Here is a 24,038-nt window from a genome sequence, read left to right as displayed (position 1 = left end):
TCTTGCGTTTCCGACTCTATCAGATCCTTTCGGCCCTGACTTTCGCCGGTGCGATCCGGCCTTTCGGCTTTCTCGCGGTTCCAACCTTACCAGATCCGTTTCCGTCTCTGGCCCCCTGCTGGAGCGGAGTCCGGCCGATTCGCTTTCGCTCTTCGACCTTTCCGACTTTATCAGATCTTCTTTCCGTTCCGGTCCGCATCTCAGTGAGTTGCGAGCGGTTCGAATTTCGATCCGATTCCCCGTCGGCGGGGTGTTCACTACGTTAGCGGAATTCCTCGGTGACGCCTAATCAGACGCCCGGAATGAATTTCGGCATGCGAAATTGGATCCCGTTGAGGAGCCGTGCAGTAGTGAGATGCCGCGATGCGGCGGGATGGCTACCGCAGAACCGTTACGGCTCGTTGGCAACTCGGAGAACACTACGGATCGAGGAAGGGCGTGTCAAACCGGGTCAGTCGAGGTCGCTGAGGCGGCCGTCGGCATCCGGCTGGGCGTCTTCCACGCGGCGGAGCAGGCGGGTCAGGGCGTCGCCGAGGATGTGGCGCTCGTCGCCGGAGAGGTCCTGGAGGAGCTCCTCCTCGAAGACCGAGGCCATGCGCATCGCCTCCAGCCACTTCTCGCGGCCCTCGTGGGTCAGCTCGACGATGACGCGCACGCGGTTGTTCTCGTCGCGCTCGCGGGTGACGAGGCCGTCGCTCGCCATGCGGTCGATGCGGTGGGTCATGGCGGCCGGCGTGAGGCCGAGGCGCTTGGCGAGTTCGCCGGGGCCCAGGCGGTAGGGCGCGCCGGAGACCACGAGGGCCTTGAGCACCTCCCATTCGGCGTTGCTCATGCCGAGGGTGGCGGTCTGGCGTCCGTAGGCGACGTTCATCCGCCGGTTGAGGCGCTGAAGTGCGGAGACGACCTTCTCCACCTGGGGGTCGAGGTCCTGGAACTCGCGCTGGTAGGCCGCGATCTGTTCCTCCAGGCTCGGCTCGGTGGCTCCGGCCGCCGCATCTGAGGGCTCTGACATGCGGCGCAGTATGACACGAAAGCCATTGGCGTTGAAGTTCTTCGTCATGTAGTCTTTAGCTTCGAACTTTAGGGTCGAAGTCTTGAGGGTGTGACTGTCCGGTCTTGGACGTCCTGGGTGTCCGTTGGACGCCGCCTCGACTCGGCTCGGGGGGTTCCTGACTCTTATTCGTCTTCTGTGACCTGACCTAGGTAGGTGAGTGTGACCACCGCGATGGGCGCCGCGCTGCGCCGGATCCAGCTGGGGAACGCGCTGAGCGCGTTCGGTAACGGCTTCACCGTTCCGTATCTGTACGTCTACGTGGCGGAGGTGCGGCATCTTGGTGCGAGTACGGCTGGGGCGGTGCTGGCGATGCTGGCGATCTCCGCGCTGGTCGTGCTGCCGCTGACCGGACGGGCCATCGACCGTCGGGGGCCGCTGCCGGTCGCGGTGGTCGGCACGGTGTCGGCCGCCGTCGGTTCGCTGGGGATCGGGCTGTCGTCGACGGAGCCCGCGGTCATCGCGTCGGCGGTGGCGCTGGGGGCCGGTATCGCGGTGATCCAGCCGGCGCTCGCCACGATGATCGTGTGGTGCTCGACGACGGCAACCCGGTCGCGGGCGTTCGCCACGCAGTTCTTCCTCAACAACCTGGGGCTGGGCATCGGCGGCCTGGTCGGTGGGCTGCTGGTGGACACGGCGCACGCGTCGAGCTTCGTTCGGCTGTTCGCCATCGAGGCCGTGATGTTCCTGGTGCTGGGCGCGGCGATCGCGACCGTGCGGCTGCCGCGGGCGCCGAAGGTGGCGGACGCGGTGCCGACCGAGGAGCGGGCCAAGGGCGCGTGGCGGGCGATGTTCGGCGACCGGCGCATGGTGTGGCTGTGCGTGTTGGGCTTCGTGTTGTTCTTCGCCTGCTACGGGCAGTTCGAGTCGGGGCTGGCGGCGTACGCCACGGAGGTCACCCGGATCGCGCCGGCGACGCTGGGCATCGCGCTGGCGGCCAACACCGCGGCGATCGTGGTGGCGCAGTTCGTGGTGCTCAAGCTGGTCGAGGGGCGGCGGCGGAGCCGGGTGATGGCGCTGGTGGGCCTCATCTGGACGGTGGCGTGGATGGCCGCCGGGCTGTCCGGGCTGGTGCACGGGAGCCAGGTGGTGGCCACGGTGCTGCTGATCTCGACGTACGCGCTGTTCGGCGTCGGGGAGTCGTTGCTGGCGCCGACGGTGTCGCCGCTGGTGGCGGATCTGGCGCCGGCCTCGTTGATCGGCCAGTACAACTCGGCGTTCGCGCTGGTCAAGCAGCTGGCGCTGGCGGTCGGGCCGGCCGTGGGGGCGCTGATGGTCGGGCACGGGATGCACGTCGCGTACATCGCGATGCTGATCGTGTGCGCGATCGGGGTCTCGGTGCTGGCGCTGCGGCTGGGGCGGCTGCTCGGCCCGGCCCAGGACCAGCCGCACCGGGCCGTGGCCCTGCCCCCGCAGCGGGTGGAGGCCGAGCCGGTGGCCGCGACCGTCTGAGGCGCGGCCCGGGGCGGCGCCCGCTGACCCGGGCGGTACCGCCCCGTTCGCCCTGCCCCGCGCTACGTGCGGGGCAGGGCGAACTCGCACCAGACCGCCTTGCCGCCGCCGGGCGTGCGGCGCGAGCCCCAGGAGGAGGCGATGGTGGCGACGATGGAGATGCCGCGGCCGGCCTCGTCGACGGGCTCGGCACGCCGGCGGCGGGGCAGGTGGTCGTCGCCGTCGGTGACCTCGATGATCAGGCGGCGGTCGGTGCGGCGCAGGCGGAGCCGCATCGGCGGGGTGCCGTGCTGGAGGGAGTTGGCGACGAGTTCGCTGGCGGCCAGCACGCCGAGGTCGTGGAGTTCCGGGGAGAAGCGCCAGGAGGCGAGGACGCCGGAGGCGAAGGCCCGGGCGCGGGGTGCCGCCTCGGTGCCGCCGTGGAGTTCCAGGGCGGCGTTGTGGAACAGCTCGGCGTCGTGTCCGGTGCGGACCGGGTTCTGGATGACGAGGATGGCGACGTCGTCGTCGTGGGCGGCGGTGATGCCCAGGGAGCGCAGCAGCCGGTCGCAGACGATGTCGGGGGCGCCGGTGGCGCCGGCGAAGGCGCGCTCCAGGGCGGCGACGCCTTCGTCGATGTCCTTGTCGCGGCGCTCGACGAGGCCGTCGGTATAGAGGACGGCGCTGCTGCCGGAGGCGAGCGGGACGGAGCCGGAGGTGTGCAGCCAGCCGCCGGTGCCCAGCGGCGGGCCGGTCGGTTCGGCGGCGCGGCGGACGGTGCCGTCGGCGTCGCGGACGAGCATCGGCAGGTGGCCGGCCGAGGCGTAGAGCAGGCGGCCCTCGTTGGGGTCGTGGACGGCGTAGACGCAGGTGGCGATCTGGCTGGCGTCGATCTCGGCGGCGAGGCCGTCGAGGAGTTGGAGGACCTCGTGCGGTGGGAGGTCCAGGCGGGCGTAGGCGCGGACCGCGGTGCGGAGCTGGCCCATGACGGCGGCGGCGCGCACGCCGCGGCCCATGACGTCGCCGATGACCAGGGCGGTGCGGCCGGCGCCGAGGGTGATGACGTCGTACCAGTCGCCGCCGACCGCGGCGTCCGTGCCGCCGGGTTGGTAGGTGGCGGCGACGATCAGGTCGTCGGGCTGTTCCAGTTCCTGGGGCAGGAGCGAGCGCTGGAGGGTGACCGCGGCGGCGCGCTGGCGGGCCTCGCTGGCGCGGAGCCGTTCGGCGGACTCGATCTGGTCGGTGACCTCGGCGCCGAAGACCAGGACGCCCTTGTGCGGGGCGACGCAGGCGACCTCCGGGTCGGGTGCCGGGCCGCTGGCGGCGACCTCGATGGGGGTGCAGGTGAAGGTGTAGTAGCCGTCGCGGGTGCGGTCGCCGCCGGCGCCGGCCGGGACCTTGCGGGACTTCACGGTGCGGGGTTTGCCGCTGCGCAGGACCTGGTCCATCAGGGGCAGCAGGCCGAGTTCGGCGAGTTCGGGCAGGGCCTCGTGGGCGGTGCGGCCGGCCGGGCGGGTGCCGAAGACGCCGGCGTAGGCGCTGTTGACGTAGGCGAGGCGGTGCTCGGGGCCGTAGACGACGGCGACCAGGGCCGGGATGGTGCCGAGGATGTCGTGGACGGAGAGCGCGTCGACGGTGGGCGGCGCGGCGGGCGGGGCGTCCTCGCCGGTGGGGCCCTCGGCGCGGGCGGCGGGGACGGTGCCGGGCTGGCCGGCGGGTGCGTCGCCGGCGGGTGCGGGCGCGGCGGAGTGTGCCGTGGGCGCCGCGGGCGGGGTGACGGGGCGGTCGGGGCGGGCGGCGGTGCGCCGCTGCGTGCCCGGGAACTTGGCGCTCCAGCGCGTGAAGATCACGGAGGGGTACCTCTTACTTCGCGTCGTCGCGCGGGATCGGGCCATCGGCGTGGGGCAACGCCCCGTGGCATGGCGGGGAGCACGGTCGGCTTCCTCTAGCGGAATGCAGCAAACGTCCTGAATCCTCGTGATTGTCACTCTTCGCAGATACGAGCCCACCCATGGTCACACGTCCAGTGTGGCCGACCGGACGGTCATCCGTCAGACGCCGGGCGTCGGGGCGTAGTTGCCGGCGTTCGAGGGGGCCGGGCGCACCGGCCGGGTCGGGGGCCAACGTCCCTGGTGGAGCGGCCGGTCAGCTGGTTTCGTTGTGCCGGCCGGTGCCCGCGGCGAGTTCGAATTCGGCGCGCGGGTTCTCCAGTGAGCCGAGGGAGACGATCTCGCGCTTGAACAGACCGGCGAGGATCCACTCGGCGAGGATCTTGGCCTTGCGGTTGAAGGTGGGCACTCGGCTGAGGTGGTAGGCGCGGTGCATGAACCACGCCGGGTAGCCCTTGAGCTTGCGACCGTAGACGTGCGCGACGCCCTTGTGCAGGCCGAGCGAGGCCACCGAGCCGACGTACTCGTGCGCGTAGTCGCGGACCTCGCCGCCGCGCAGGGTCGCGGTGATGTTCTCGGCGAGCACCTTGGCCTGGCGCACGGCGTGCTGGGCGTTCGGGGCGCACACGGCGTCGGGGGCGGCGGACGGCGGGGCCGTCAGGTCCGGGACGGCCGCGGCGTCCCCGGCCGACCAGGCGTGGTCCACGCCGTCCACCCGGAGCGCGGCGGTGCACCGGAGGCGGCCGTGGCCGGTCACCGGCAGTTTGCTGGCGGCCACGATGGGGTGCGGTTTGACGCCGGCGGTCCACACCAGCGTCCTGCTGGGGAACCGGGAGCCGTCGCTGAGCCGGACGATGCGCTTCTCGCAGGACTCCAGGCGGGTCTCCAGCCGGACGTCGATGTTGCGGGCGCGCAGCTCGCGGACGGTGTAGCGGCCCATGTCTGCGCCGACCTCGGGCAGGATCCGGCCGCTCGCCTCGACCAGGATCCACTTCATGTCCTCGGGCTGGACGTTGTGGTAGTAGCGGACGGCGTAGCGGGCCATGTCCTCCAGTTCGGCCAGCGCTTCCACGCCCGCGTAGCCGCCGCCGACGAAGACGAAGGTCAGTGCCGCGTCGCGGACCTCGGGGTCGCGGGTGGAGGAGGCGATGTCGAGCTGTTCGAGGACGTGGTTACGCAGGCCGATGGCCTCCTCGACGGTCTTGAAGCCGATCCCGACGTCGGCCAGTCCGGGGACCGGGAGGGCGCGGGAGACCGAGCCCGGCGCGAGGACCAGTTCGTCGTAGGGCAACACGACGTCTGCGTCGCCGGCCTGTTCCGCGGCCAGGGTGGCGACGGTCGCCGTGCGCGCGGCGTGGTCGAGGGCGGTGATCTCGCCGATGAGGACGGTGCAGTGCGGCAGGACCCGGCGCAGCGGGACGACGACGTGGCGCGGGGAGATGGAGCCGGCGGCGGCCTCCGGGAGGAACGGCTGGTACGTCATGTACGGCTCGGGGTCGACCACGACGATCTCGACGGCGCCCCGGCGCAGCTCCTGCTTGAGGGTCCGTTGCAGGTGCAGGGCGGTGTACAGGCCCACGTAGCCGCCGCCGACCACGAGAACGCGCGCCACGTCGTCCGAAGACTCAGTCTTCACAGAGGTTCTCCTCGCGGTGTCGACCAGGCCGGGGCGCCACCGAGCGGGTGGCCGGGCCGGCGGCGCGGCCACCTTCGGGCGCTGTGCCCCCGGAAAGCACAGCACTGTTCCATGACGCACTGCCGACACGCCTTTGTCCACAGGCAGGTCGAAAAGTATGTCCGGAACGAGCGGTGGTGCGGAGTGGGACATTCCGGCCGAGCGGCGCGAAGTACGCTGGTCAGGCGGAGATCGGCACCGGGTGAGGGGAAGGGTGAGCAGGGCGGATCGGGTCGATTAGGCCGATCGGGGGCACGGTGTACCGAGGGCCCCTTCAATCTTGACGCGGGCTCAACTATGTTCGTATGTCGTTGGGGTGCACCCTTTCGTCGGGTCTCTCCGACCGTCAGGGCGGGGAGTCTCCGGGGGGAGACGTCATTACCGGGGGATCACTTATGCACATTCAGGGCTCTCAATGGCCGACGGCGGTCGCGCTGACCGCTGCTTCCGACGGCGTCAACGGCGCCACCGGCACGGGCGCGATGACCAGCGCCAACGGCCGGAGCACACCACTGCGGGTGGACGCCCAGCGCAATCTGGAACACGTGCTGCGGGCGGCCCGTGAAGTCTTCGGCGAGCTGGGCTACGGCGCGCCGATGGAGGACGTGGCGCGGCGCGCCCGGGTCGGCGTCGGGACGGTCTACCGCCGCTTCCCGAGCAAGGACGTGCTGGTCCGGCGGATAGCCGAGGAGGAGACCTCCCGGCTGACCGAGCAGGCACGGACCGCGCTGGGGCAGGAGGACGACCCGTGGTCGGCGCTGGCGCGGTTCCTGCGCACGTCGGTCGCCTCGGGGGCCGGGCGGTTGCTGCCGCCGGGCATCCTGCGGCTGGGTCCGGGCGAGGAGCGGGTGCCGGACGGCGCGGCCGAACCGCGGCTGCCGGAGGGCGGCACCGAGGCGCGGGTGCCGTTGCAGCGGATGGCGCCGGGCGAGCCGGAGGCGCCGCGGCCGGGCGCCGAGAACGAGGAGACGCCCGGCGGGCAGGCGCTGCTGGAGGTCGTCGGACGGCTGGTGGAGCGGGCCCGGACGGCGGGTGCACTGCGGCCGGACGTCACGGTCTCCGACGTGCTGCTGGTGATCGCCACGGGTGCGCCGGCGCTGCCCGATCCGGGGCAGCAGCAGGCGGCCTCGGCGCGACTGTTGGAGATCCTGTTGGAAGGGCTGCGGTCGCGTCCCTCGGCCTGACCGACGGTGGCCGGCTCCGCCGGGGCTCCGGTGGGGCCGGTGCCGAGGGGCCCGGACGGGCGCGGTGCGGCGGGCCGGTGACGGTCCTGCGCGCGTGGGCGCCCCGGTGGGTGGGCATGAGCCATACGGGTGAACGCCAGTGCGGTCGCCCCCGGATGAGTGGTTGCCCACCGGAGCCCTGAGGCTTGGGCCACGGGTGTGGCACGCTTGCGCGGTGTTGCGGTGTGACGGCGGGTTCGGGAGTCTCGGCGATGGGTGTTGACGGACGGGACGAGCGGCGCGGCGAGGGCGCGGGACGCCCGCCGGAGCAGGTGCCCGGACAGACCGGCCCGTTGGGGGCGACGCCGCCGGCCGGTGGCCCGGAGGACGCCGGGCCCAGCGTGCCGGCGCAGCGTCGGCGCTCCCGAGGGGCGCAGCCGCCACCGGACGACACGGCGATGACAGGTGCGGACGCCCAGCCGGCCCCGTCCGACGCCGAGTTGGTCGCCGCGATGCGGGCCGGCGACGACAGCGCCTACGAGGAGCTGTACCGCCGGCACGCCGAGGCGGTGCGCCGCTACGCCCGCAGCTGCTGCCGGGACGCCCACACCGCCGAGGACCTGACCGGTGAGGTCTTCGCGCGCACCCTGCAGGCGGTGCGGGGCGGGGCCGGACCGGATTCGGCGGTGCGCGCCTATTTGCTGACCACCGTGCGGCGGGTCGCCGCCGCCTGGGCGAAGACCACGCGGCGGGAGCAGTTGGTCGAGGACTTCGCGGTGTTCGCGGTGTCGGTGGCCGGCTCGTCGCGGGACGACGACACCCTGGACCTGGGCGCGGACGTACGGGCGATGCACGAGGCCGAGCAGACGATGGCGGTGCAGGCGTTCCGCAGTCTGCCGGAGCGCTACCAGACGGTGCTGTGGCACACCACCATCGAGGACGAGTCGCCGAGCGAGGTCGCGCCGCTGCTCGGGCTGACCGCCAACGCCACCGCCGTGCTGGCGCACCGCGCCCGGGAAGGGCTCAAGCAGGCGTACTTGCAGGCGCACGTGAGCCAGTCGCTGACGTCGGGCGGCGACTGCGCGCGCTACGCCGACCGGCTCGGCGCGTACGCCCGCGGCGGGCTGCGGATGCGGGCCGAGCGGGGGCTGCGCAAGCACCTGGACGAGTGCGCCCGGTGCCGCGGGGCGGCGCTGGAGGTCGCGGACCTCAACCAGCGGATCGGGGCGGTGCTGCCGGTCGCGGTCGTCGGCTGGTTCGCGGCCGGGTACGCCGTCAAGGGGGCCGTCGCGGTGGCCGGGGTCACCGGTGCCGGTGCGGCGGCGGGTGCCGGGGTGGCCGCGGCCGCCGCGGGGGCCGGTGCGGGCGCGGGTGCAGGTGCAGGTGCGGGTGCCTCCGGTGGTGCCGGCGGGACGACCGCGGGCGGGGGGCTGGCCGCGCCGGTGAAGGTCGGCATCGGGGCCGGAGTGGTGGTCGTGGCGGGTGCGGCGCTGGCGTTCGCGCTGGCCGGCTCGTCGCAGCCGGATCCGCCGCCGCGGGCGCAACCGCAGCGGCCGGCGCCGACGGTGCCCGTCCCGCCGCCGTCGCACACCCCGCGCCCCCCGGTGAGTGCGCCGGGGGCGAAGCCGACCCCGCCTCCGCCGCCGAAGCCGACCCCGACGCCGCCCGAGCCGACGCCGAGCCCCACGCCGACCCCGACGCCGACGCCCACCCCGGCGCCGCCGAAGCCGAAGCCGACCCCCACCCCCACGCCGACCCCGACGCCCACGCCCACACCCACGCCGCCGGAACCGCCGTCGACGCCCTATCAGGTCAACGCGCTGCCCTACGACTTCGCCGGCGACGGCACCGCGCCGGAGGTCCGGTCCCTCGACAGCAGTTGGATGTGGAAGCGGAAGCACCCCAGCATCGGCGGGACGGCCTACCCGCACGGCGTGAGCGTGCACGCCGAGTCGTCGGTGGTCATCGACCTCAATCGGCAGTGCACCGCCTACGACGCGGTGGCCGGCGTCGACGACCTCAGCCTGGGGCTGGGTGCGCTGCGCTTCTCGGTGTACGCGGACGGGGTCCGGCTGTGGCGGTCGGTGGTCGTGCACGGCGGGGAGCCGGCGGTGCCGGTGCACGTCCCGTTGACGGGCCGCAAGACGCTGCGCCTGGTGGTCGAGCCGGAGGGCATCGGCGACCTGGTGGCGATGGGGGACTGGGCGCGGTCGCAGATCAGTTGCCGGTGAGGGCGGCGGCCCGGGGCCGGTGAGGACGTCGGGCCGGGGCGCCGGCGTGCGTCCCGTTCCTCCGGCGCGTGGGGGTTCCGGCGCGCCGTGGGTCGCGCCGTTCCGCCGGGCACATCGGACGACGGTCGTGCGCCGCTCGGCCGCCCCGCGCGGGAGGCCGCCGTGTCGCCGGGTGCCTCAGGTGGCGCCGCGTGCCTCAGGAGTCGCCGGGCGGCTCAGGAGAGCCGGGCGCGCGGCACGACGCCGCCGGCCAGGGCCCGTTGCCGGGGCGCTTCGGCACCCGTCCAGCAGGAGCCGCGGCGGGCCAGGAGCCGGCGCAACCACATCTCCGTGGAGACGAGTTCGGCCAGGCCGTCCAGGGGCAGCGGAGCGCCCTCGGCCGCGGTGCGGAGCGCCTTGCGGACCACCCGGGCCTCTATCAGGCCGGCGTCGGCGAGCAGGGGTGCGTCGAAGAGCTGGAGCAGCCAGTCGACCGTGACGCGCAGTCCGGCGCGGGCCGCGGCGGTGTGGGTGTGGTGCGCGGCGGCGCCCCAGCCGGCCGGCAGGTCCCGCACGCCGGCGCCGGCCAGTACGGAGCGCAGCACGGCCGCCCGGGCGCCGGGCTGCACCCGGAGGGTGTCCGGCAGGGCGCGGCAGGCGAGCACCACCTGGTTGTCGAGGAAGGGGGCGTGCAGGCGCTGGTTGCGGACCTCGGCGGCCTGCTCGAAGACCCGGTGGTCGGCGGCCTGGCGGGCCAGTGCGGCGCGGGCCCGCCGTTCGCCGGGGCGGCCGGCGGCCGGCGAACGCCGCGCCGCGTCCCCGAGCCGGACCGACACTTCGGCGAGCGCCTCCCCCGTGAGCCAGCGGGCCGCCGGCCCGGGGCGGCACCAGGCGAGCGCGGCCAGTGAGGCGTCCACCGCGCCGCCGGCCTCCGGTTCGTCGGCGAACTGCCGCTCCATCAGGCGGCGGGCGGCCTCGGCGATCCCGGTGGCGTAGGGGGTGCGGGCGAGCTTGCGGGCGGCCCGGTAGACGGTGAACGGGACCAGGACGGAGTGTGCGGACGGGCCGTCGGCCTTGGCCAGTGCGGTGACCGGGCGCAGCAGGTGGCGCCGGCGGCGGTCCATCAGCAGGTCGGCGAGGCGGGCCGGGTGGGCGTCGAGGACCTGGCGGGCGCCGTTCCCGACGAAGTGGTCGGCGCCGCCGGAGAGCAGTCGCCGGCGGTGCCGGCCGGCGAGGGTCAGCGAGGGGCCGGGTTCGTCCGTGAGCGGGAGGACGTCCAGGCCGGTGAACGGGAGGGCCTCGTCGCCGGCCGCGACGACGACGTGGTGCAGCCGGGGGTTCTCGGCGATCCCGCGGGCGCGGTCCAGTTCCGCCTCGTGCTGGGCCCGGCTCCCGTGGGCGGCGAGGTCGTTGAAGGTGACGGCCAACAGGCGCTCGCCGTGGCCGTTGATCCGTCCCGGTTGGCCGGGGAGGCCGGCGGCGAGGAGGGCGAGCGTGCCGGAGGCGCTGCCGCCGGAGAGGTCGGCGCCGATGCCGGGGGCCGGGCCGCCGCGCGCCGCGCGCCGCTCCGCGGGGCCCATGCCGGGCACCGGGCCGGGGTCGAGCCGGTCGAGCGCGTCCGGGTCGGGGGCGAAGCGGGGGGCCGCCAACCGGGCCCGGACGGCCTCCACCAGGGCCTCGCGGACGCCGTCGACGGCCTGTTCCGGGGCGAGTTGGGGGGCGGCGACGGCCAGGGAGGCGGGCGGCTCGTAGGAGGCGATCTCGCTGCTGCCGGTGCGCAGCACCAGCGCGTGGCCGGGCGGGATGCGGCGGACGCCGTCGTACGGGGTGCCGGTGCCCAGCGCCTCGGGGGCGTCCGGGCAGGCCAGCAGCGCGGCGAGGTGGCCGACGTCGAGGCCGGCCTCGACGAGGTCGGCGAGCGGCAGGGCGGCGGTGGCGTACGCGGTCCCGCCGGCCCACCGGGTGTGGAAGACGGGGTGGGCGCCGGCCAGGTCCCCGGTGATGGTGATCCGGCGTCCCACCTGGACGACGGCGGTGTAGCTGCCCGGCCAGGCCGTGAGGTGGCGCAGGGCGCCCCCGCGGGCGGCGAACAGGCCCACCTTCAGTTGGTCGTCGCTGGCGCCGCAGACCCCGAAGACGGCGAGCCGGGTCTCCGGGTCGGCCTGGACGACGCGCACCTCGTGGGGCCGCCAGTCGCCCACCGCCCAGAGGGGATCGGGGTCGCCCCACAGGAGTTGGGCCCCCACCGGCAGCAGCGAGCGGCACTCCTTGTTGGTGGTCGCGGCACTGCTCCACCCCACCAGCCAGCGCATCGCCGCCTCCGCCCGCTTCCCCGTCCGCCGGGGTGGCCGGTGACCGCCCCGTACAGCCGGTCCCCCAGCTGTCGTGCGGTCCATGCTGCCATGGCGGTGGCCTGCGGGAGGCGCCCGAGGAGGCCCGGGTCGCGGTGGCGTGGCGGGCCGGCGTGCGCGGTGGAGCGGCGGCGGTCCGGTGACGGTGCGGCGGCGGTGCGGCGTCCTCGGGGCGGGGCGGGGTGGACGGCGACGGCCCCGGGTGGCCCCCCGTGTGGCCCCCGGGGCGGCCGACGGCGTGAAAGCATCACCCGTCGGTTTTCAGCCAAAGTCCGTACGGGGCAACCGAGTTGGCGCCCGCGACGTCGCTCCGGACCCGGCTCCTTCACGGCGCGGCGGCCGGACGTCGCCGGTCCCCGCGACGGTCCGGGAGGCGGGCTGCGCCTCCCGGACCGGACCGCCACCCGCGGGGAATGAGGTGGCGGTGTCCCCCAGCCCACTGGATCCAGTGCAGCGGGCCGACCCACGCAGAACTCATCGAATCGCGGGGGCCGTTGGGGAGCCAGCGCGCACGGGTGGGCGCATGGGCACACGTACCCGGAGCACATGCCAATTCCCGCACCCCCGTTTGAACACGAATCTCGCCATCCAAGACACCGACCCTTAACGGTAGGGATCCGGCGAACTACTCTGGGTGGACGCATGCCCCGGGGTACGGGGCGGGTGTCGCTGTGTCGAGGGGTGCGCATGTCCAGGGATACACGCGGGCCGAACGAAAAGCTCGGCACCGTTCTCGCCCTCGCGGGGATCAGCAATGCCGGACTGGCGCGCCGGGTCAACGACCTGGGTGCGCAGCGCGGCCTGACGCTTCGCTACGACAAGACGTCGGTGGCCCGCTGGGTCTCCAAGGGCATGGTGCCCCAGGGCGCCGCGCCCCATCTGATCGCGTCGGCGATCGGCAGCAAGCTCGGGCGCCCGGTACCGCTGCACGAGATCGGGCTGGCCGATGCCGATCCGGCGCCCGAAGTGGGGCTGGCCTTCCCGCGCGACGTGGGCGCGGCGGTGCGCTCGGCGACCGAGCTGTACCGTCTCGATCTCGCCGGACGGCGCGGTGGTGGCGGCGGCATCTGGCAGAGCCTGGCCGGATCCTTCGCCGTCAGTGCGTACGCGACGCCCGCCTCCCGGTGGCTGATATCGCCGGCGGACAGTTCGGTGGCGCGGGAGGCGGCCGAGGCGCGGGACAAGGACGCCGCGGCCGCGGGTGACGCGGGGGCCCCGCAGCACGTCGGCCACAGCGACGTCACCAAGCTGCGCGAGGCGGCCGAGGACGCCCGGCGCTGGGACTCCAAGTACGGCGGCGGCGACTGGCGTTCGTCCATGGTGCCGGAGTGCCTCCGGGTGGACGCGGCACCGCTGCTGCTCGCCTCGTACAGCGACGAGGTGGGGCGCGCGCTCTTCGGCGCGACGTCCGAACTCACCCGGCTCGCCGGCTGGATGGCCTTCGACACCGGCCAGCAGGAGGCCGCCCAGCGGTACTACATCCAGGCGCTGCGGCTGGCCCGGGCCGCCGCCGACGTCCCCCTGGGCGGGTACGTGCTGGCGTCGATGTCCCTCCAGGCGACCTACCGCGGGTTCGCCGACGAGGGCGTCGACCTGGCCCAGGCGGCCCTGGAGCGCAACCGCGGCCTGGCCACCGCCCGCACCATGAGCTTCTTCCGCCTGGTGGAGGCCCGCGCCCAGGCCAAGGCCGGGGAGGCGCGCGCCTGCGAGGTGGCGCTGAAGGCGTCCGAGGGCTGGCTGGAGCGCTCCCGCGGCGGCGATCCGGACCCGTCCTGGCTGGACTTCTACTCCTACGAGCGCTTCGCCGCCGACGCCGCCGAGTGCTACCGGGACCTGCGGCTGCCCCGCCAGGTGCGCCGCTTCACCGAGCAGGCGCTGTCCCGGCCGACGGAGGAGTTCGTCCGGTCGCACGGGCTGCGCCTCGTGGTGTCGGCCGTCGCCGAACTGGAGTCCGGCAATCTGGACGCGGCCTGCGCCGCCGGCACCCGTGCCGTCGAGGTGGCGGGCCGGATCTCCTCGGCCCGCACCACCGAGTACGTCCGTGACCTGCTGCACCGCCTGGAGCCGTACGGGGACGAGCCCCGCGTGGTCGAACTCCGCGAGCGGGCCCGGCCGTTGCTGGCGGCGCCGGCGTAGCAGCGGTGGCGCGGACCGGGGAGCGGGGCCGCCGCAAGGGCGCGGGTCCGGGTGGCGGCGGGTCGGCGCGGCGGCCGTCGGGGGCGCCCCGCCGTGGGTTCGTCGCCGCAGGTCAGACAGGTCGTGCGGAGTCAGGTCAGTGCGGATTGTCGGTGCGGCCCGTCATGATGGACTACGTCGTCGGCGAGGACGCGCCGGCCCGCGGCGACGGGCGGGTCGGCGGTCATGCGGTTGGGGAGGTGCAGTGGCGGCGTACGACTGCGACGTGCTGGTGATCGGTGCCGGGATCGTGGGGCTCTCCACGGCCCGGGCGCTCACCCGCGCCGCGCCCGGCATGCGCGTCGTGGTGCTGGAGAAGGAGCCCGCTGCGGCCCGCCACCAGACCGGGCGCAACAGCGGCGTGATCCACAGCGGCATCTACTACCCACCGGGCTCGTTGAAGGCGCGCTTCGCCCTCCAGGGCTCGGCGGAGATGGTCAAGTTCTGCACCGCGCACGCCATCGCGCACGAGGTCACCGGCAAGCTGATCGTCGCCACCGAGCGCAGCGAGCTGCCGCGGCTGCACGGCCTGATCCAGCGCGGCCGCGAGCACGGCCTGCCGGTGCGGGAGCTGGGCCCCGCCCAGATCGCGGAGTACGAGCCCGAGGTGCGCGGGCTGGCCGCCATCCACGTGGGCACCACCGGCATCTGCGACTTCGGTGCGGTGGCCCGGCAGCTGGGCCGGCTCGCCGAGGAGGACGGCGCCCGCGTCGTGTTCGGCGAGGAGGTCACCGCCATCGGCCGCCGCCCGGGCCGGGTCGCGGTCCGCACCGCCGGCGGCACGGTCTACCGCGCCCGCGCGCTGGTCAACTGCGCCGGGCTGCACTGCGACCGGGTGGCGCGGCTGGCGGGCGACGACCCGGGCATGCGGATCGTCCCGTTCCGCGGCGAGTACTACACCCTCGCCCCGGAGCGCGCCGCCCTGGTCCGCGGCCTGGTCTACCCGGTCCCCGACCCGGCCTTCCCGTTCCTGGGCGTGCACCTGACCCGCGGCGTCGACGGCTCCGTCCACATCGGGCCGAACGCCGTGCCCGCGCTGGCCCGCGAGGGCTACGACTGGCGCACGGTCCGGCCCGCCGAGCTCGCCGGGACCCTCGCCTTCCCCGGCTCCTGGCGGATAGCCCGCCGCCACTGGCGCTACGGCGCGGGCGAGCTCCACCGTTCGCTGTCCCGCGGCGCCTTCACGGACGCGGTGCGCCGGCTGCTGCCGGCCGCCACGGCGGAGGACCTCGTGCCGTCGCCGGCCGGGGTCCGCGCCCAGGCCGTCCTCCCCGACGGCACCCTCGTCGACGACTTCCTCTTCGCCGAGTCCCCCGGCATGATCCACGTCCTCAACGCGCCGTCCCCGGCCGCCACGGCCTCCCTCCCGATCGGCCGGGAGGTGGCCCGGCGGGTGACCCGGCTGCTGGGCCTCCCGGCTCGGGAGGTGGGCAGCGAGGGCGCCGGGGAGTGAGGGCGGCGGGGCACGGGCCGGGGCCGGAGGGCGTGCGACGGCTGCCGCCCTCCCCGTAGACGCGGCGCCGACCTGCGGTTCGACCGTTCGACGGGTCCCGGCCGGGGCCGGCCCGTCGGCGACGGTCCACCCCGCGGCGGCACCGTCCGTAGAATCGGACGCACTGTGTCCGAGAACCCCGCCACCCCTGAGACCGCCGCTGCCGCTGCCGACGTGACGGCCGCGCACGCCCCGGTGACCGCCGCCCCGCCCGCGCGCCCGCTCGGCGCCACCGCCGCCTCGGCCGCCGTGCCCCGGCGCGGCGCGCCGATGTTCCCCGACGGGACGGGGCCGGCCGCCGACCCCGCCGGCTCGCACCACGAGCGGCGGATCCGCTCCTTCCAGCCGCGCCGCAGCCGCGTCACCGCCTCCCAGGCCGAGGCGCTGCGCCGGCTGTGGCCGACGTGGGGCATGGACATCGACGGGCTCTCCCGCCTCGACCTCGACGCGTTCTTCGGCGGGCTGCCGGTCGTCCTGGAGATCGGCTTCGGGATGGGCGAGGCCACCGCGCAGATGGCCGCCGCCGACCCCGGCACCGGCATCCTCGGCTGCGACGTGCACACCCCCGGCCAGGGCAATCTGCTCCGCCTCGCGGAGCGCAACGGTCTGTCCAACATCCGGGTGGCCAACGGTGACGCGATCATCCTGCTGCGGGAGATGCTGGCCCCCGGCTCCCTCGCCGGCCTGCGCGTGTACTTCCCGGACCCCTGGCCCAAGAAGCGGCACCACAAGCGCCGGCTGATCCAGCCCGAGTTCGTGGCGCTGGCCGCGACCCGGCTCGCGCCCGGCGCACTGGTGCACTGCGCGACCGACTGGGAGCCGTACGCCGAGCAGATGCTGGAGGTGCTCGCCGCCGAGCCGGCGCTGGAGAACCTGCACTCCGGGTACGCGCCCCGGCCGGAGTTCCGGCCGCTGACCCGGTTCGAGGGGCAGGGCCTGGACAAGGGGCACACCGTCCACGACCTGCTGTTCCGCCGCCGGGGCTGAGGCCGCGGCCCCGGGGCACCGGTCCGGCCCGCCCGCGGCACTCCCCGTCCGCGTGTCCCCGCCGGCCCGCCCTCGCTAGGGTCGACGGGTGTACCCGTCACCGCCGCCGCTGCCCGAGCGCTCAGCCGGCCCGTCGTCGTACACGCCCGTCGAGGTTCCCGACGGGCCCCGGCGCCGGTCCGCGCCCTGGCGCAGCAAGACCGTCGGGGCCGTCGCGCTGGCCGCGCTGCTGGCCCTGTCCGGGGTGCTCATCCTCGGCATCGTGCGGCGGCAGACCGGCACCGAGGGGTTGCTGGTCGGCCTCGGGCTGGCGGTCTTCCCGGTGCCGCTGCTGATCGCGGCGTTCTGCTGGCTGGACCGGATCGAGCCCGAACCCTGGCGGAACCTCGCGTTCGCCTTCGCCTGGGGGGCGTGTGCCGCGACCCTGGTCGCGGTGCTGGCCAACGGCTTCGCCACGGACTGGTTGGCGAACAACATCGCCTCCGCCTCACCGACCGACGCCCAGGCGTGGGGCTCGACCGTCGTCGCCCCGATCGTCGAGGAGGTGATGAAGGCCGCCGCCATCGTGCTGCTCTACCGCTTCCGCCGCCGTGACTTCGACGGCATCACGGACGGCATCGTGATCGCCGGGATCACCGCGACCGGATTCGCCTTCACCGAGAACATCCTCTACCTGGGCAGCGCCTTCGGCGAGGACCGCTCCATGGGGCACACCGGCCTGGACTCGCTGACCGCCGGCACCTTCTTCGTGCGGATCGTGGTCTCCCCGTTCGCCCATCCGCTCTTCACGATCCTCACCGGGCTGGCCTTCGGGATAGCCGCCACCCGCTACCCGCGCCGCCGGGCCGCCCGCGCCGCGCTGGTCCTCCTCGGCCTGACCACGGCGGTCCTGCTGCACGGCGTGTGGAACGCCGCCTCCAGCCTCGGCGACGCCGGCTTCCTGACCGTCTACGGCGTGTGCATGGTGCCGGTGCTGCTGACCCTGACCTGGCTGGCGCTGTGGGCCCGCCGGCAGGAGTTGCTGTCCGTGCGGGTCTACCTCGCCCCGTACACCGCCGCCGGGTGGCTCGCTCCGCCCGAGCCGACCGCGCTCGCCTCGCTGCGGACCCGCGCCCTGGCCCGCGACCTGGCCCGCCGGACCCACGGCCCGGCCGCCGCCCGCGCCGTCACCGCCTACACCACCTTGGCCACCGCCCTCTCCTTCCACCGCCGCCGCGCCCACCTGGCGGGCCCGTCCCCGGACTTCGCCGCGCGGGAGCGCGAACTGCTGGAGCTGCTGTGGCAGTACCGGACGTGGGCGGGTCCTGCGCTGCTCCAGGCGTGGGCGTGCGGCGCGGGCGCACCGCGCCCGCGCGCCCGTGACCAGCGCTGATCGCCACACCTGACGGTGCTTCCGGGCGCCGCGCCGCCCGCGCGTAGGCTCGTGGGAGTTGTCCGTGAAAGGGAGGATTCTGCGATGGCTGGGATACCGACGAGTGTGGTGGCGGCCGCCGGTCTGGTGGGCGGTTACGGCGTGGCCCGGTGGACCAAGAAGCGCCCGTTGGGCGGGGTGGCGCTGGCGGCGGCCGGTGCGGTGGCCGCCCGCGGCTGGCAGCAGAAGGCCGGCACGAAGGCGGCCGCGGCGCTGAGCGGCGCCTACGTGGCGGCGTTCGCGGGGTCGCATCCGCTGGCCAAGAAGATCGGGGCGTGGCCTTCGGTCTTCGCGGTGGCGGGCGGCGTCGCGCTGGCTTCGTGGGCGGTGGCGGACCGGCGCGGCTGACGGCGGGCCGCGCCCCGGTCGACGGCTGCGCCGGGTGCGGCGGACGGTGCGGGGCGCGGCGATGCGCGCCCCGCACCGGCGCGGTGTGCGGCACCGTACCGGCCCGCCGCACCGCATCCGTCGCGCGTCAGGCAGACGCCTCCGTGAGGAGGGCGAGTTCGACGTCGGTGAGGGCGAGTTCGGTGACGGCCAGCAGGGCCGGGAGCTGCGCCAGGGTGCGGGCGCTGGCGATGGGCGCCGCCACGGTGGGCTGGGCGGCGAGCCAGGCGAGGGCCACGGTGGACACCTCGGCGTCGTGGGCCGCGGCGACGGTGTCGAGGGCCTGGAGGACGCGGCGGCCGCGGTCGGTCTCCAGGTACGCGGCGGCCTTCCCGGTGCGGGCGCTGTCGACGTTGCCGCCCGGGCGGTACTTGCCGGTCAGGAACCCGGAGGCGAGCGCGTAGTACGGGACCGCGGCGATGCCGTTGCGGGCGGCCACGTCGGCGAGTTCGCCCTCGTAGGTGTCGCGGGAGACCAGGTTGTAGTGCGGCTGGAGGGCCACGTAGCGGGCCACGCCCTCGCGGGCGGAGAAGTCCAGCGACTCCTGGAGGCGCTGCGCGGAGATGTTGGACGCGGCGATCTCGCGGACCTTGCCGGCCCGGACGAGGTCGTCGAGGGCGGTCAGGAACTCGCCCACCTCGACCGATTCGTCGTCGTAGTGGGTGTAGTAGAGGTCGATGTAGTCCGTACGGAGGCGGCTCAGGGAGAGGTCGACGGCGGTCTTGATGGTGGCGGCGGACAGGCCCTTGAGGTCGGTCTGCGCGCCGACCTTGGTGGCGATCACGACGTCGTCGCGGTTGCCGCGGGCCGCCGTCCAGTTGCCGATGACGGTTTCGGACTCACCGCCCTTGTTGCCGGGCACCCAGAAGGAGTAGGCGTCGGCGGTGTCGATGAAGTTGCCGCCGCCGGCGACGTAGGCGTCGAGCACGGCGAAGGACTCGGCCTCGTCGGCGGTCCAGCCGAAGACGTTGCCTCCGAGGCAGAGCGGGGAGACGGACAGCGAACCGAGCGACTTGGGCGTGGGGGCGGAGCTCTGGGCGTGTGTCACGGTCATGCTCCGTGACAACGCCCGGCAGCGGGGAGTTGTTCCCTCCGCACCCGCCCGGTCGCGGGGAATCTCTCCCCCGCGACCGGGCGGCCGTCAGACCGTGACCCCGCGGTCGTGCAACCAGGGCAGCGGGTCCGTCGGGGCACCGGCGCCGGGGCGGACCTCCAGGTGGAGGTGGGGCGTGGTGGCGTTCCCGGTGGCGCCGACCCGGCCGATGACGTCGCCCGCGTGCACCCGCCCCGTCGTCTTGACCATCGACGACAGGTGGCAGAACCAGAGCTGCGTGCCGTCGTCGAGGGTGAGGACGATGCGGTAGCCGTAGCCACCGGCCCAGCCCGCCTGGGTGAGGGTGCCGTCGTGAACCGCCCTGACCAGCGTGCCGGTCGGGGCCGTGAAGTCCTGTCCGGTGTGGTCCGCGGCCCAGCGGTCGCCGGCCTGCCCGAAGCCGGTGGCGAGGGTGTACGAGGAGACCGGGGCGACGGAGGTCCTCGCCCCGTCGGCGGGCCGGTCCTCCGACGCCGCCGGACGGGCCTGCGACGCGGGCGCAGCCGGCGCGGATGCCGTGGCGGGCGCTGAGCCGGATGCCGTGGCGGGCGCCGTGGCGGGCGCTGGGCCGGATGCCGGCCCGGCGTCCGATGCGGAGCCCGGCCCGGCCTCCGCACCACTGCCCGCCTCCGCCGCCGGCTCCGCGGCCTCCGCTCGGCCGTCGGCCTGCTGCAGGATGCGGTGGCGCAGCGCCTCGGCCGGCCCCGCGCCCGGTGCGCCGCCAGCGGTGGCGGCGTCGCCCTGTGGGTGGGACGCGGCGGGGCTGACGGGGGCGGAGGGCCCCGCGGGGGCGGAGGCCGCGGCGTCCGCGCCGGCGGGCGTCGCGACGGGCGCGGCACCGGCGTCGGCCGCGCGGGGGCCGGCGTCCTGGAGGGCACCGGGGGCGTCGTCGAGGGCGCCTGCGGGGTCCGGCACCGATATCGGCACCGGCGGCCGGTCCTCGGCCGCGGCCACCCCGCTCGCGCCGACCGCCGCGATCACGCCGACGCCCAGCACCGTGCCGCCGCGCGCCAGCCCGCCGCTGCGCTGCTTGGCCACCCGGTGCTTGCCGCGGACCGGGCGGGCCGATGCGTCGCCGGCGGCCGACTCGTCGGCCGGCAGGCCTGCGTCGCCGACGTCCTCACCGGCGGGGCCGGCCGACGGCTCGGTACCGCCCGGCGCGTCCGCCGGCGCGCCCTCGGGCGACGGGTACGGGGCCAACAGGTCGTGGGAGAACGCCTCACCGAGGGATCGCCGCCCCGGCAACTGGCCGTACGACGCGAGGACTTGGGGTGCCTCGCCGGAAGCGGCACCGTCCACGGAACCACCGGCACCAGCAAACGCGCCGCCGCCGTCAGAACCGCTCACAGCGGCGGGAACAGCGGCACCGGAGGGAACACCGGCACCGGCGGGATCACCGGCAGTCGTGGGAACGGTGAAGGCGGCGGGGCCGCCGAAGTCGGTGGGACCACGGAGGCCGTACGCGGACGGAGCATGAGGGGCGGGCCTGTTGGACGCCACGGGGGCGCACTCCTTTCCTTCCTTCTCGCCTACCGGGTTAGCTGACGGGTTCGGAGCAGGAAGGTCTCCTACCGGCGCCCCCTGGCGAGAGGCGCCCGATTCACCCCAAGTTGGTGGTTCCCCGGTTCCCTCGACTCAATTCCAAGCAATTCCAGGCGGATCCGACAGGACCCCCGGAACCGGCCGATCCGGGCGACTCGACTCGGGTCGAGGACGCGGGTCGCGCCGTGCGGAAGGCCGGCTCGGGCGGGTGGCTCAAGGTCGTTCTGGAGGTGCGGGAACAGCGCGTGCAGGATTCGGCGCCGGCGCGCGGTGCCGCCATTGGCGACGGCTGGGACGACCGCGCTCCGTTATCGGACAGTAATAGAGACGGTGCGGGAAATCCAAGCGTTCCCACGAATCCGCGAGGGTTCCGCAAGCCCCCCGAACAAGCTCTGGCGTGGACTTTTACCCCCAGTCCGGCCGCAAACAGGGCGAGTTGGAGCGACATCGCCAAACGATCTCGCGGCGATCGTGCGCCAGTCGTTATGCGGAGGGCCGCCCCACAGTTACGGAACGTGAGGACGGTAACGTCGCCTCATGGTCGTCAACGTCGCGAACACCGGAAACACCGGAAACGCCGGACACACCGGAAACACCGTCAACACCCCACGGGACGTGGCGGTTCGGTACCGGGAGTTCTCCTGGTACGAGGCGCGGGGCCGGTCCGACGCGCACGAGGAGCTCTCCGCCCGGATCGGCCAGGACGACGAGATCTGCGAACTGCTGGCCCGTTCGCTGCCCTCGGGGAACAAACAGCAGCCGAACCTGCTGCTCGCCGCGGTGCGCTACCTGGACGGCCCGCACGCCGAGTCGGGGCCGCGCGGCGAGGCGGCGTACGGGCGGTGGCGCGAGTGGACGGTCCGGCACTGGGACGAGGTCCGCGCGGTGATCATGCAGCGCGCGACCCAGACCAACGAGCCGGCCCGCTGTGCCGCGTTACTGCCCCTGCTCGCCCGGCTGCCGCAGCCGCTGGCCCTCCTGGAGGTCGGGACGTCGGCGGGGCTGTGCCTCCACCCCGACCGGTACAGCTACCGGTACGTCCCCGACGGGCCCCCCGGCACCTACGGGGAGCTGGTCGAGGCCGGCGCCCCGGACGGCGCGGTCACCTTCACCTGCCGCACCAGCGGGGTCGCGCCCTGGGACGACGGCGCGACGGTGCCGCCCGGCGCGCGGCCGGAGGTCGTCTGGCGCGCCGGCATCGACCTGGAACCGCTCGACCCGGTCGGGACGCCGGACGACCTGCGCTGGCTGCACGCCCTGGTGTGGCCCGGCGACGAGGCCCGGGCGGCACGGCTCTCGGCGGCCGTCGAGGCGGTCCGGACGTCGCCGCGGCCCACGGTGGTGCGCGGCGACCTGGTCGACGAGCTGCCGGCGCTGGCCGCCCGGGCACCGGCCGGGGCGACGCTCGTCGTCTTCCACAGCGCGGTGCTGAACTACCTTCCGCCGGCCCGGCGCGAGGAGTTCGCCGGGCTCGTCCGGTCGGTGCTGGCCGAACGGGACGGCCCGGGGCACTGGATCTCCCAGGAGTACCACGGCGTGCTGCCGTGGATCACCGCGCCGGAGCACCGGGCCCTCGGGCCGGGGGACCCGATGTCGCTGACCCTCGCCCTGGACGAGCGCCCGGTGGCCCTGACGGGGCCGCACGGCCAGCGCGTGCACTGGTTGCGTCCGCCGCAGCCGTAGCGCCCACCGCCCGCCCGTTCACCGGCTCCCCGCGCTACGCCTCCAGGGGCCGCTGCACCGCCAACAGGGCCATGTCGTCGGCGGGGCCCCCGCGGGTGTGCCGGGCGACGTCCTCGACCACCACGTCCAACAGGTCGCCGGGGCCGCTGAATTGGCTGCCGCGCAACCGGGCGCACGGGTCGTAGAACCGCCCGGCCCGGTCGCGGGCCTCGGTCACCCCGTCGGTGAACAGCATCAGCAGCGCCCCGGCCGGGAAGAACGTCTCGTCCGCGTGGTCGGGCCAGCCGGCCACGTCGCCCAGGCCCAGCGGCAGCGCGGCGGCGGACGGGGGCAGCTCCCGTAGGCCGCCGTCCGGGGTGAGCAGCAGGGGGGACGGGTGGCCGCGGTTGAGGATGCGCAGCACGGACTGGTTCCCGGCGGGGACTTCCGCCAGGACGGCGGTGGTGAAGCCCTCGTCCTGGTCGAGGCCGGTGCGGCGCCCGCCCTCCCGTTCGATCGCCCGTTCCAGCCGGCTCGCCACCGCCTCCAGGGTGGTCTCCTGCTCCGCCGCCTCCCGGAAGGCGCCGACCACGACGACCGCGGCCTCCACGGCCTCCAACCCCTTGCCCCGGACATCGCCGACGATCATCCGCACGCCGTGCGGGGTGTCCTGGACGGCGTGCAGGTCACCGCCGATGCGGGCACCGGCCCGGGCGCCCACGTAGCGGGCGGCGACCGCCAGGCCGGCGAGGGTGTCGGGCGGCGTCGGCAGCACGGCCCGTTGGGCGGCCTCGGAGACGTCGCGCACGGAGGCGAGCCGGGCGTCGCTGCGCCGGACGACCCGGTTGATGCCGAGCGCCATCAGGGCCACCACGACGACCGTGACCGCCTCGGTGGCGGACTGGTAGTAGTCCTCGGCCCCGTGGTACGTGGCGAGCAGGACCTCGGTGACGACGGCGGCCAGGGCGGTGCCGGCGGTGGCCCGCAGGGAGTACAGCGGGGCGGCAACCAGGGGAGCGGCGGAGAGGAACGGAGCCGCGGTGTACTGGGGCGGCGTCACGACGTCGAAGAGCACGCCGCCGACGATCAGGAGGGCGGGCAACCAGCGCGCCAACGGCCGCCCCCACGAGGACATCTGGTCGCGACGCGCCCGCCGTTCCTCGTCACCCGTGCGGTTCCCGCCGCCTCGCACCATCCGCACCGGCCTCTTCCCAGTCCGCCCGCCCGGCCGCGCACCCGCCGGGCACGCGTTCCCCGAGGCACTGCCGTCTCAAGGCTTGCGGGCCCCGCGCCGCCCGGCGAGTCCTCCTACGCCGAACGGGGCGGGAGCACCCACCCACCACGCCCCGACCGTCCCCCGCAAAACGACGAACGGCGCCCCGACCGTCGTACCGGTCGGGGCGCCGCTCTCCCTCGGAGCACCGCGTGCTCCACCTGGTGGGCCATCAGGGGCTCGAACCCTGAACCAATGGATTAAAAGTCCACTGCTCTGCCAATTGAGCTAATGGCCCGCACCGAG

At 74.9% G+C, this 24,038-nt stretch carries 16 protein-coding genes, 1 tRNA gene and 1 riboswitch; of the genes, 9 read left to right on the top strand and 8 right to left on the bottom strand.

Translation table 11 applies throughout. The annotated features are described in order from the left end of the window. Positions 1 to 451: 451 nt before the first annotated feature. Positions 452 to 1,012, bottom strand: a complete 561-nt coding sequence (locus tag ABD385_RS33005) for a MarR family winged helix-turn-helix transcriptional regulator (protein ID WP_344582902.1) — start codon at positions 1,010 to 1,012, stop codon at positions 452 to 454. Between the two features lie 201 nt (positions 1,013 to 1,213). Between ABD385_RS33005 and ABD385_RS33000 the strand changes: the two genes are divergently transcribed. Continuing rightward, positions 1,214 to 2,503, top strand: a complete 1,290-nt coding sequence (locus ABD385_RS33000; protein WP_344582907.1) for an MFS transporter — start codon at positions 1,214 to 1,216, stop codon at positions 2,501 to 2,503. A 62-nt stretch (positions 2,504 to 2,565) separates the two neighbouring features. On the opposite strand, the gene ABD385_RS32995 is transcribed toward ABD385_RS33000, so the two are convergent. Both ABD385_RS32995 and ABD385_RS32990 read right to left on the bottom strand, forming a co-directional pair. After that, positions 2,566 to 4,332, bottom strand: a complete 1,767-nt coding sequence (locus ABD385_RS32995; RefSeq protein WP_344582900.1) for an ATP-binding SpoIIE family protein phosphatase — start codon at positions 4,330 to 4,332, stop codon at positions 2,566 to 2,568. 295 nt (positions 4,333 to 4,627) lie between these two features. Beyond that, entirely contained in the window at positions 4,628 to 6,007 is a 1,380-nt protein-coding gene (locus ABD385_RS32990; protein WP_344582898.1) for an NAD(P)/FAD-dependent oxidoreductase, read from the bottom strand. Between the two features lie 434 nt (positions 6,008 to 6,441). Between ABD385_RS32990 and ABD385_RS32985 the strand changes: the two genes are divergently transcribed. Next, complete coding sequence (locus tag ABD385_RS32985; protein WP_344582897.1) at positions 6,442 to 7,230, top strand: TetR/AcrR family transcriptional regulator; 789 nt, start codon at positions 6,442 to 6,444, stop codon at positions 7,228 to 7,230. 251 nt (positions 7,231 to 7,481) lie between these two features. Continuing rightward, entirely contained in the window at positions 7,482 to 9,440 is a 1,959-nt protein-coding gene (locus tag ABD385_RS32980) for a sigma-70 family RNA polymerase sigma factor (protein WP_425585531.1), read from the top strand. Positions 9,441 to 9,655: 215 nt separating this feature from the next. Here ABD385_RS32980 and ABD385_RS32975 read toward each other — a convergent pair whose 3' ends face one another. Next, a complete protein-coding gene (locus ABD385_RS32975) occupies positions 9,656 to 11,731 on the bottom strand; it encodes an asparagine synthase-related protein (protein ID WP_344582896.1) in 2,076 nt (691 codons plus the stop codon). A gap of 726 nt (positions 11,732 to 12,457) precedes the next feature. Here ABD385_RS32975 and ABD385_RS32970 point away from each other — a divergent pair. The 5 genes from ABD385_RS32970 (at position 12,458) to ABD385_RS32950 (ending at position 18,183) form a co-directional block, all read left to right on the top strand. Beyond that, on the top strand, positions 12,458 to 13,906 hold the full coding sequence (locus ABD385_RS32970; protein ID WP_344582895.1) for an NsdA family TPR-like regulatory protein: 1,449 nt from the start codon (positions 12,458 to 12,460) through the stop codon (positions 13,904 to 13,906). Positions 13,907 to 14,150: 244 nt separating this feature from the next. Continuing rightward, complete coding sequence (gene lhgO, locus ABD385_RS32965) at positions 14,151 to 15,398, top strand: L-2-hydroxyglutarate oxidase (protein ID WP_344582894.1); 1,248 nt, start codon at positions 14,151 to 14,153, stop codon at positions 15,396 to 15,398. A gap of 165 nt (positions 15,399 to 15,563) precedes the next feature. Continuing rightward, positions 15,564 to 16,424 (top strand): tRNA (guanosine(46)-N7)-methyltransferase TrmB, encoded by an 861-nt coding sequence (gene trmB / locus ABD385_RS32960; RefSeq protein WP_344582893.1) that lies wholly within the window; start codon positions 15,564 to 15,566, stop codon positions 16,422 to 16,424. A gap of 88 nt (positions 16,425 to 16,512) precedes the next feature. Beyond that, complete coding sequence (locus ABD385_RS32955; protein WP_344582891.1) at positions 16,513 to 17,796, top strand: PrsW family intramembrane metalloprotease; 1,284 nt, start codon at positions 16,513 to 16,515, stop codon at positions 17,794 to 17,796. Positions 17,797 to 17,880: 84 nt separating this feature from the next. Then, positions 17,881 to 18,183, top strand: a complete 303-nt coding sequence (locus ABD385_RS32950) for a hypothetical protein (RefSeq protein ID WP_205365665.1) — start codon at positions 17,881 to 17,883, stop codon at positions 18,181 to 18,183. Between the two features lie 127 nt (positions 18,184 to 18,310). Here the strand turns inward: ABD385_RS32950 and ABD385_RS32945 are convergent, their stop codons facing one another. Beyond that, a complete protein-coding gene (locus ABD385_RS32945; protein ID WP_344582886.1) occupies positions 18,311 to 19,276 on the bottom strand; it encodes an aldo/keto reductase in 966 nt (321 codons plus the stop codon). An 87-nt stretch (positions 19,277 to 19,363) separates the two neighbouring features. Continuing rightward, entirely contained in the window at positions 19,364 to 20,614 is a 1,251-nt protein-coding gene (locus ABD385_RS32940) for a M23 family metallopeptidase (protein WP_344582884.1), read from the bottom strand. Between the two features lie 212 nt (positions 20,615 to 20,826). Beyond that, positions 20,827 to 20,973, bottom strand: a riboswitch (cyclic di-AMP (ydaO/yuaA leader). A gap of 421 nt (positions 20,974 to 21,394) precedes the next feature. Here ABD385_RS32940 and ABD385_RS32935 point away from each other — a divergent pair. Beyond that, a complete protein-coding gene (locus ABD385_RS32935; RefSeq protein ID WP_344582882.1) occupies positions 21,395 to 22,540 on the top strand; it encodes a DUF2332 domain-containing protein in 1,146 nt (381 codons plus the stop codon). Positions 22,541 to 22,574: 34 nt separating this feature from the next. Here the strand turns inward: ABD385_RS32935 and ABD385_RS32930 are convergent, their stop codons facing one another. Together ABD385_RS32930 and ABD385_RS32925 are read right to left on the bottom strand one after the other, a co-directional pair. Beyond that, complete coding sequence (locus ABD385_RS32930; protein WP_344582904.1) at positions 22,575 to 23,714, bottom strand: PP2C family protein-serine/threonine phosphatase; 1,140 nt, start codon at positions 23,712 to 23,714, stop codon at positions 22,575 to 22,577. A gap of 240 nt (positions 23,715 to 23,954) precedes the next feature. Further along, a tRNA-Lys gene (locus tag ABD385_RS32925) sits at positions 23,955 to 24,030 on the bottom strand. Between the last annotated feature and the right edge of the window lie 8 nt (positions 24,031 to 24,038).

Origin of the sequence: Streptomyces lunalinharesii (genome assembly GCF_039532155.1) — a bacterium.
Taxonomy (GTDB): Bacteria; Actinomycetota; Actinomycetes; order Streptomycetales; family Streptomycetaceae; genus Streptomyces; species Streptomyces lunalinharesii.
Note: the sequence above shows the minus strand (reverse complement) of the source record. Positions and strands in the feature narration are given on the sequence as shown.

Bases quoted from the DNA above. Each gene is read 5' to 3' on its own strand.
- ABD385_RS32950 (WP_205365665.1), top strand. From the start codon at position 17,881: ATGGCTGGGATACCGACGAGTGTGGTGGCGGCCGCCGGTCTGGTGGGC.
- ABD385_RS32980 (WP_425585531.1), top strand. From the start codon at position 7,482: ATGGGTGTTGACGGACGGGACGAGCGGCGCGGCGAGGGCGCGGGACGC.
- ABD385_RS32975 (WP_344582896.1), bottom strand. From the start codon at position 11,731: ATGCGCTGGCTGGTGGGGTGGAGCAGTGCCGCGACCACCAACAAGGAG.
- ABD385_RS32970 (WP_344582895.1), top strand. From the start codon at position 12,458: ATGTCCAGGGATACACGCGGGCCGAACGAAAAGCTCGGCACCGTTCTC.
- ABD385_RS33005 (WP_344582902.1), bottom strand. From the start codon at position 1,012: ATGTCAGAGCCCTCAGATGCGGCGGCCGGAGCCACCGAGCCGAGCCTG.
- ABD385_RS32985 (WP_344582897.1), top strand. From the start codon at position 6,442: ATGCACATTCAGGGCTCTCAATGGCCGACGGCGGTCGCGCTGACCGCT.
- ABD385_RS32945 (WP_344582886.1), bottom strand. From the start codon at position 19,276: ATGACCGTGACACACGCCCAGAGCTCCGCCCCCACGCCCAAGTCGCTC.
- ABD385_RS32930 (WP_344582904.1), bottom strand. From the start codon at position 23,714: ATGGTGCGAGGCGGCGGGAACCGCACGGGTGACGAGGAACGGCGGGCG.
- ABD385_RS32935 (WP_344582882.1), top strand. From the start codon at position 21,395: ATGGTCGTCAACGTCGCGAACACCGGAAACACCGGAAACGCCGGACAC.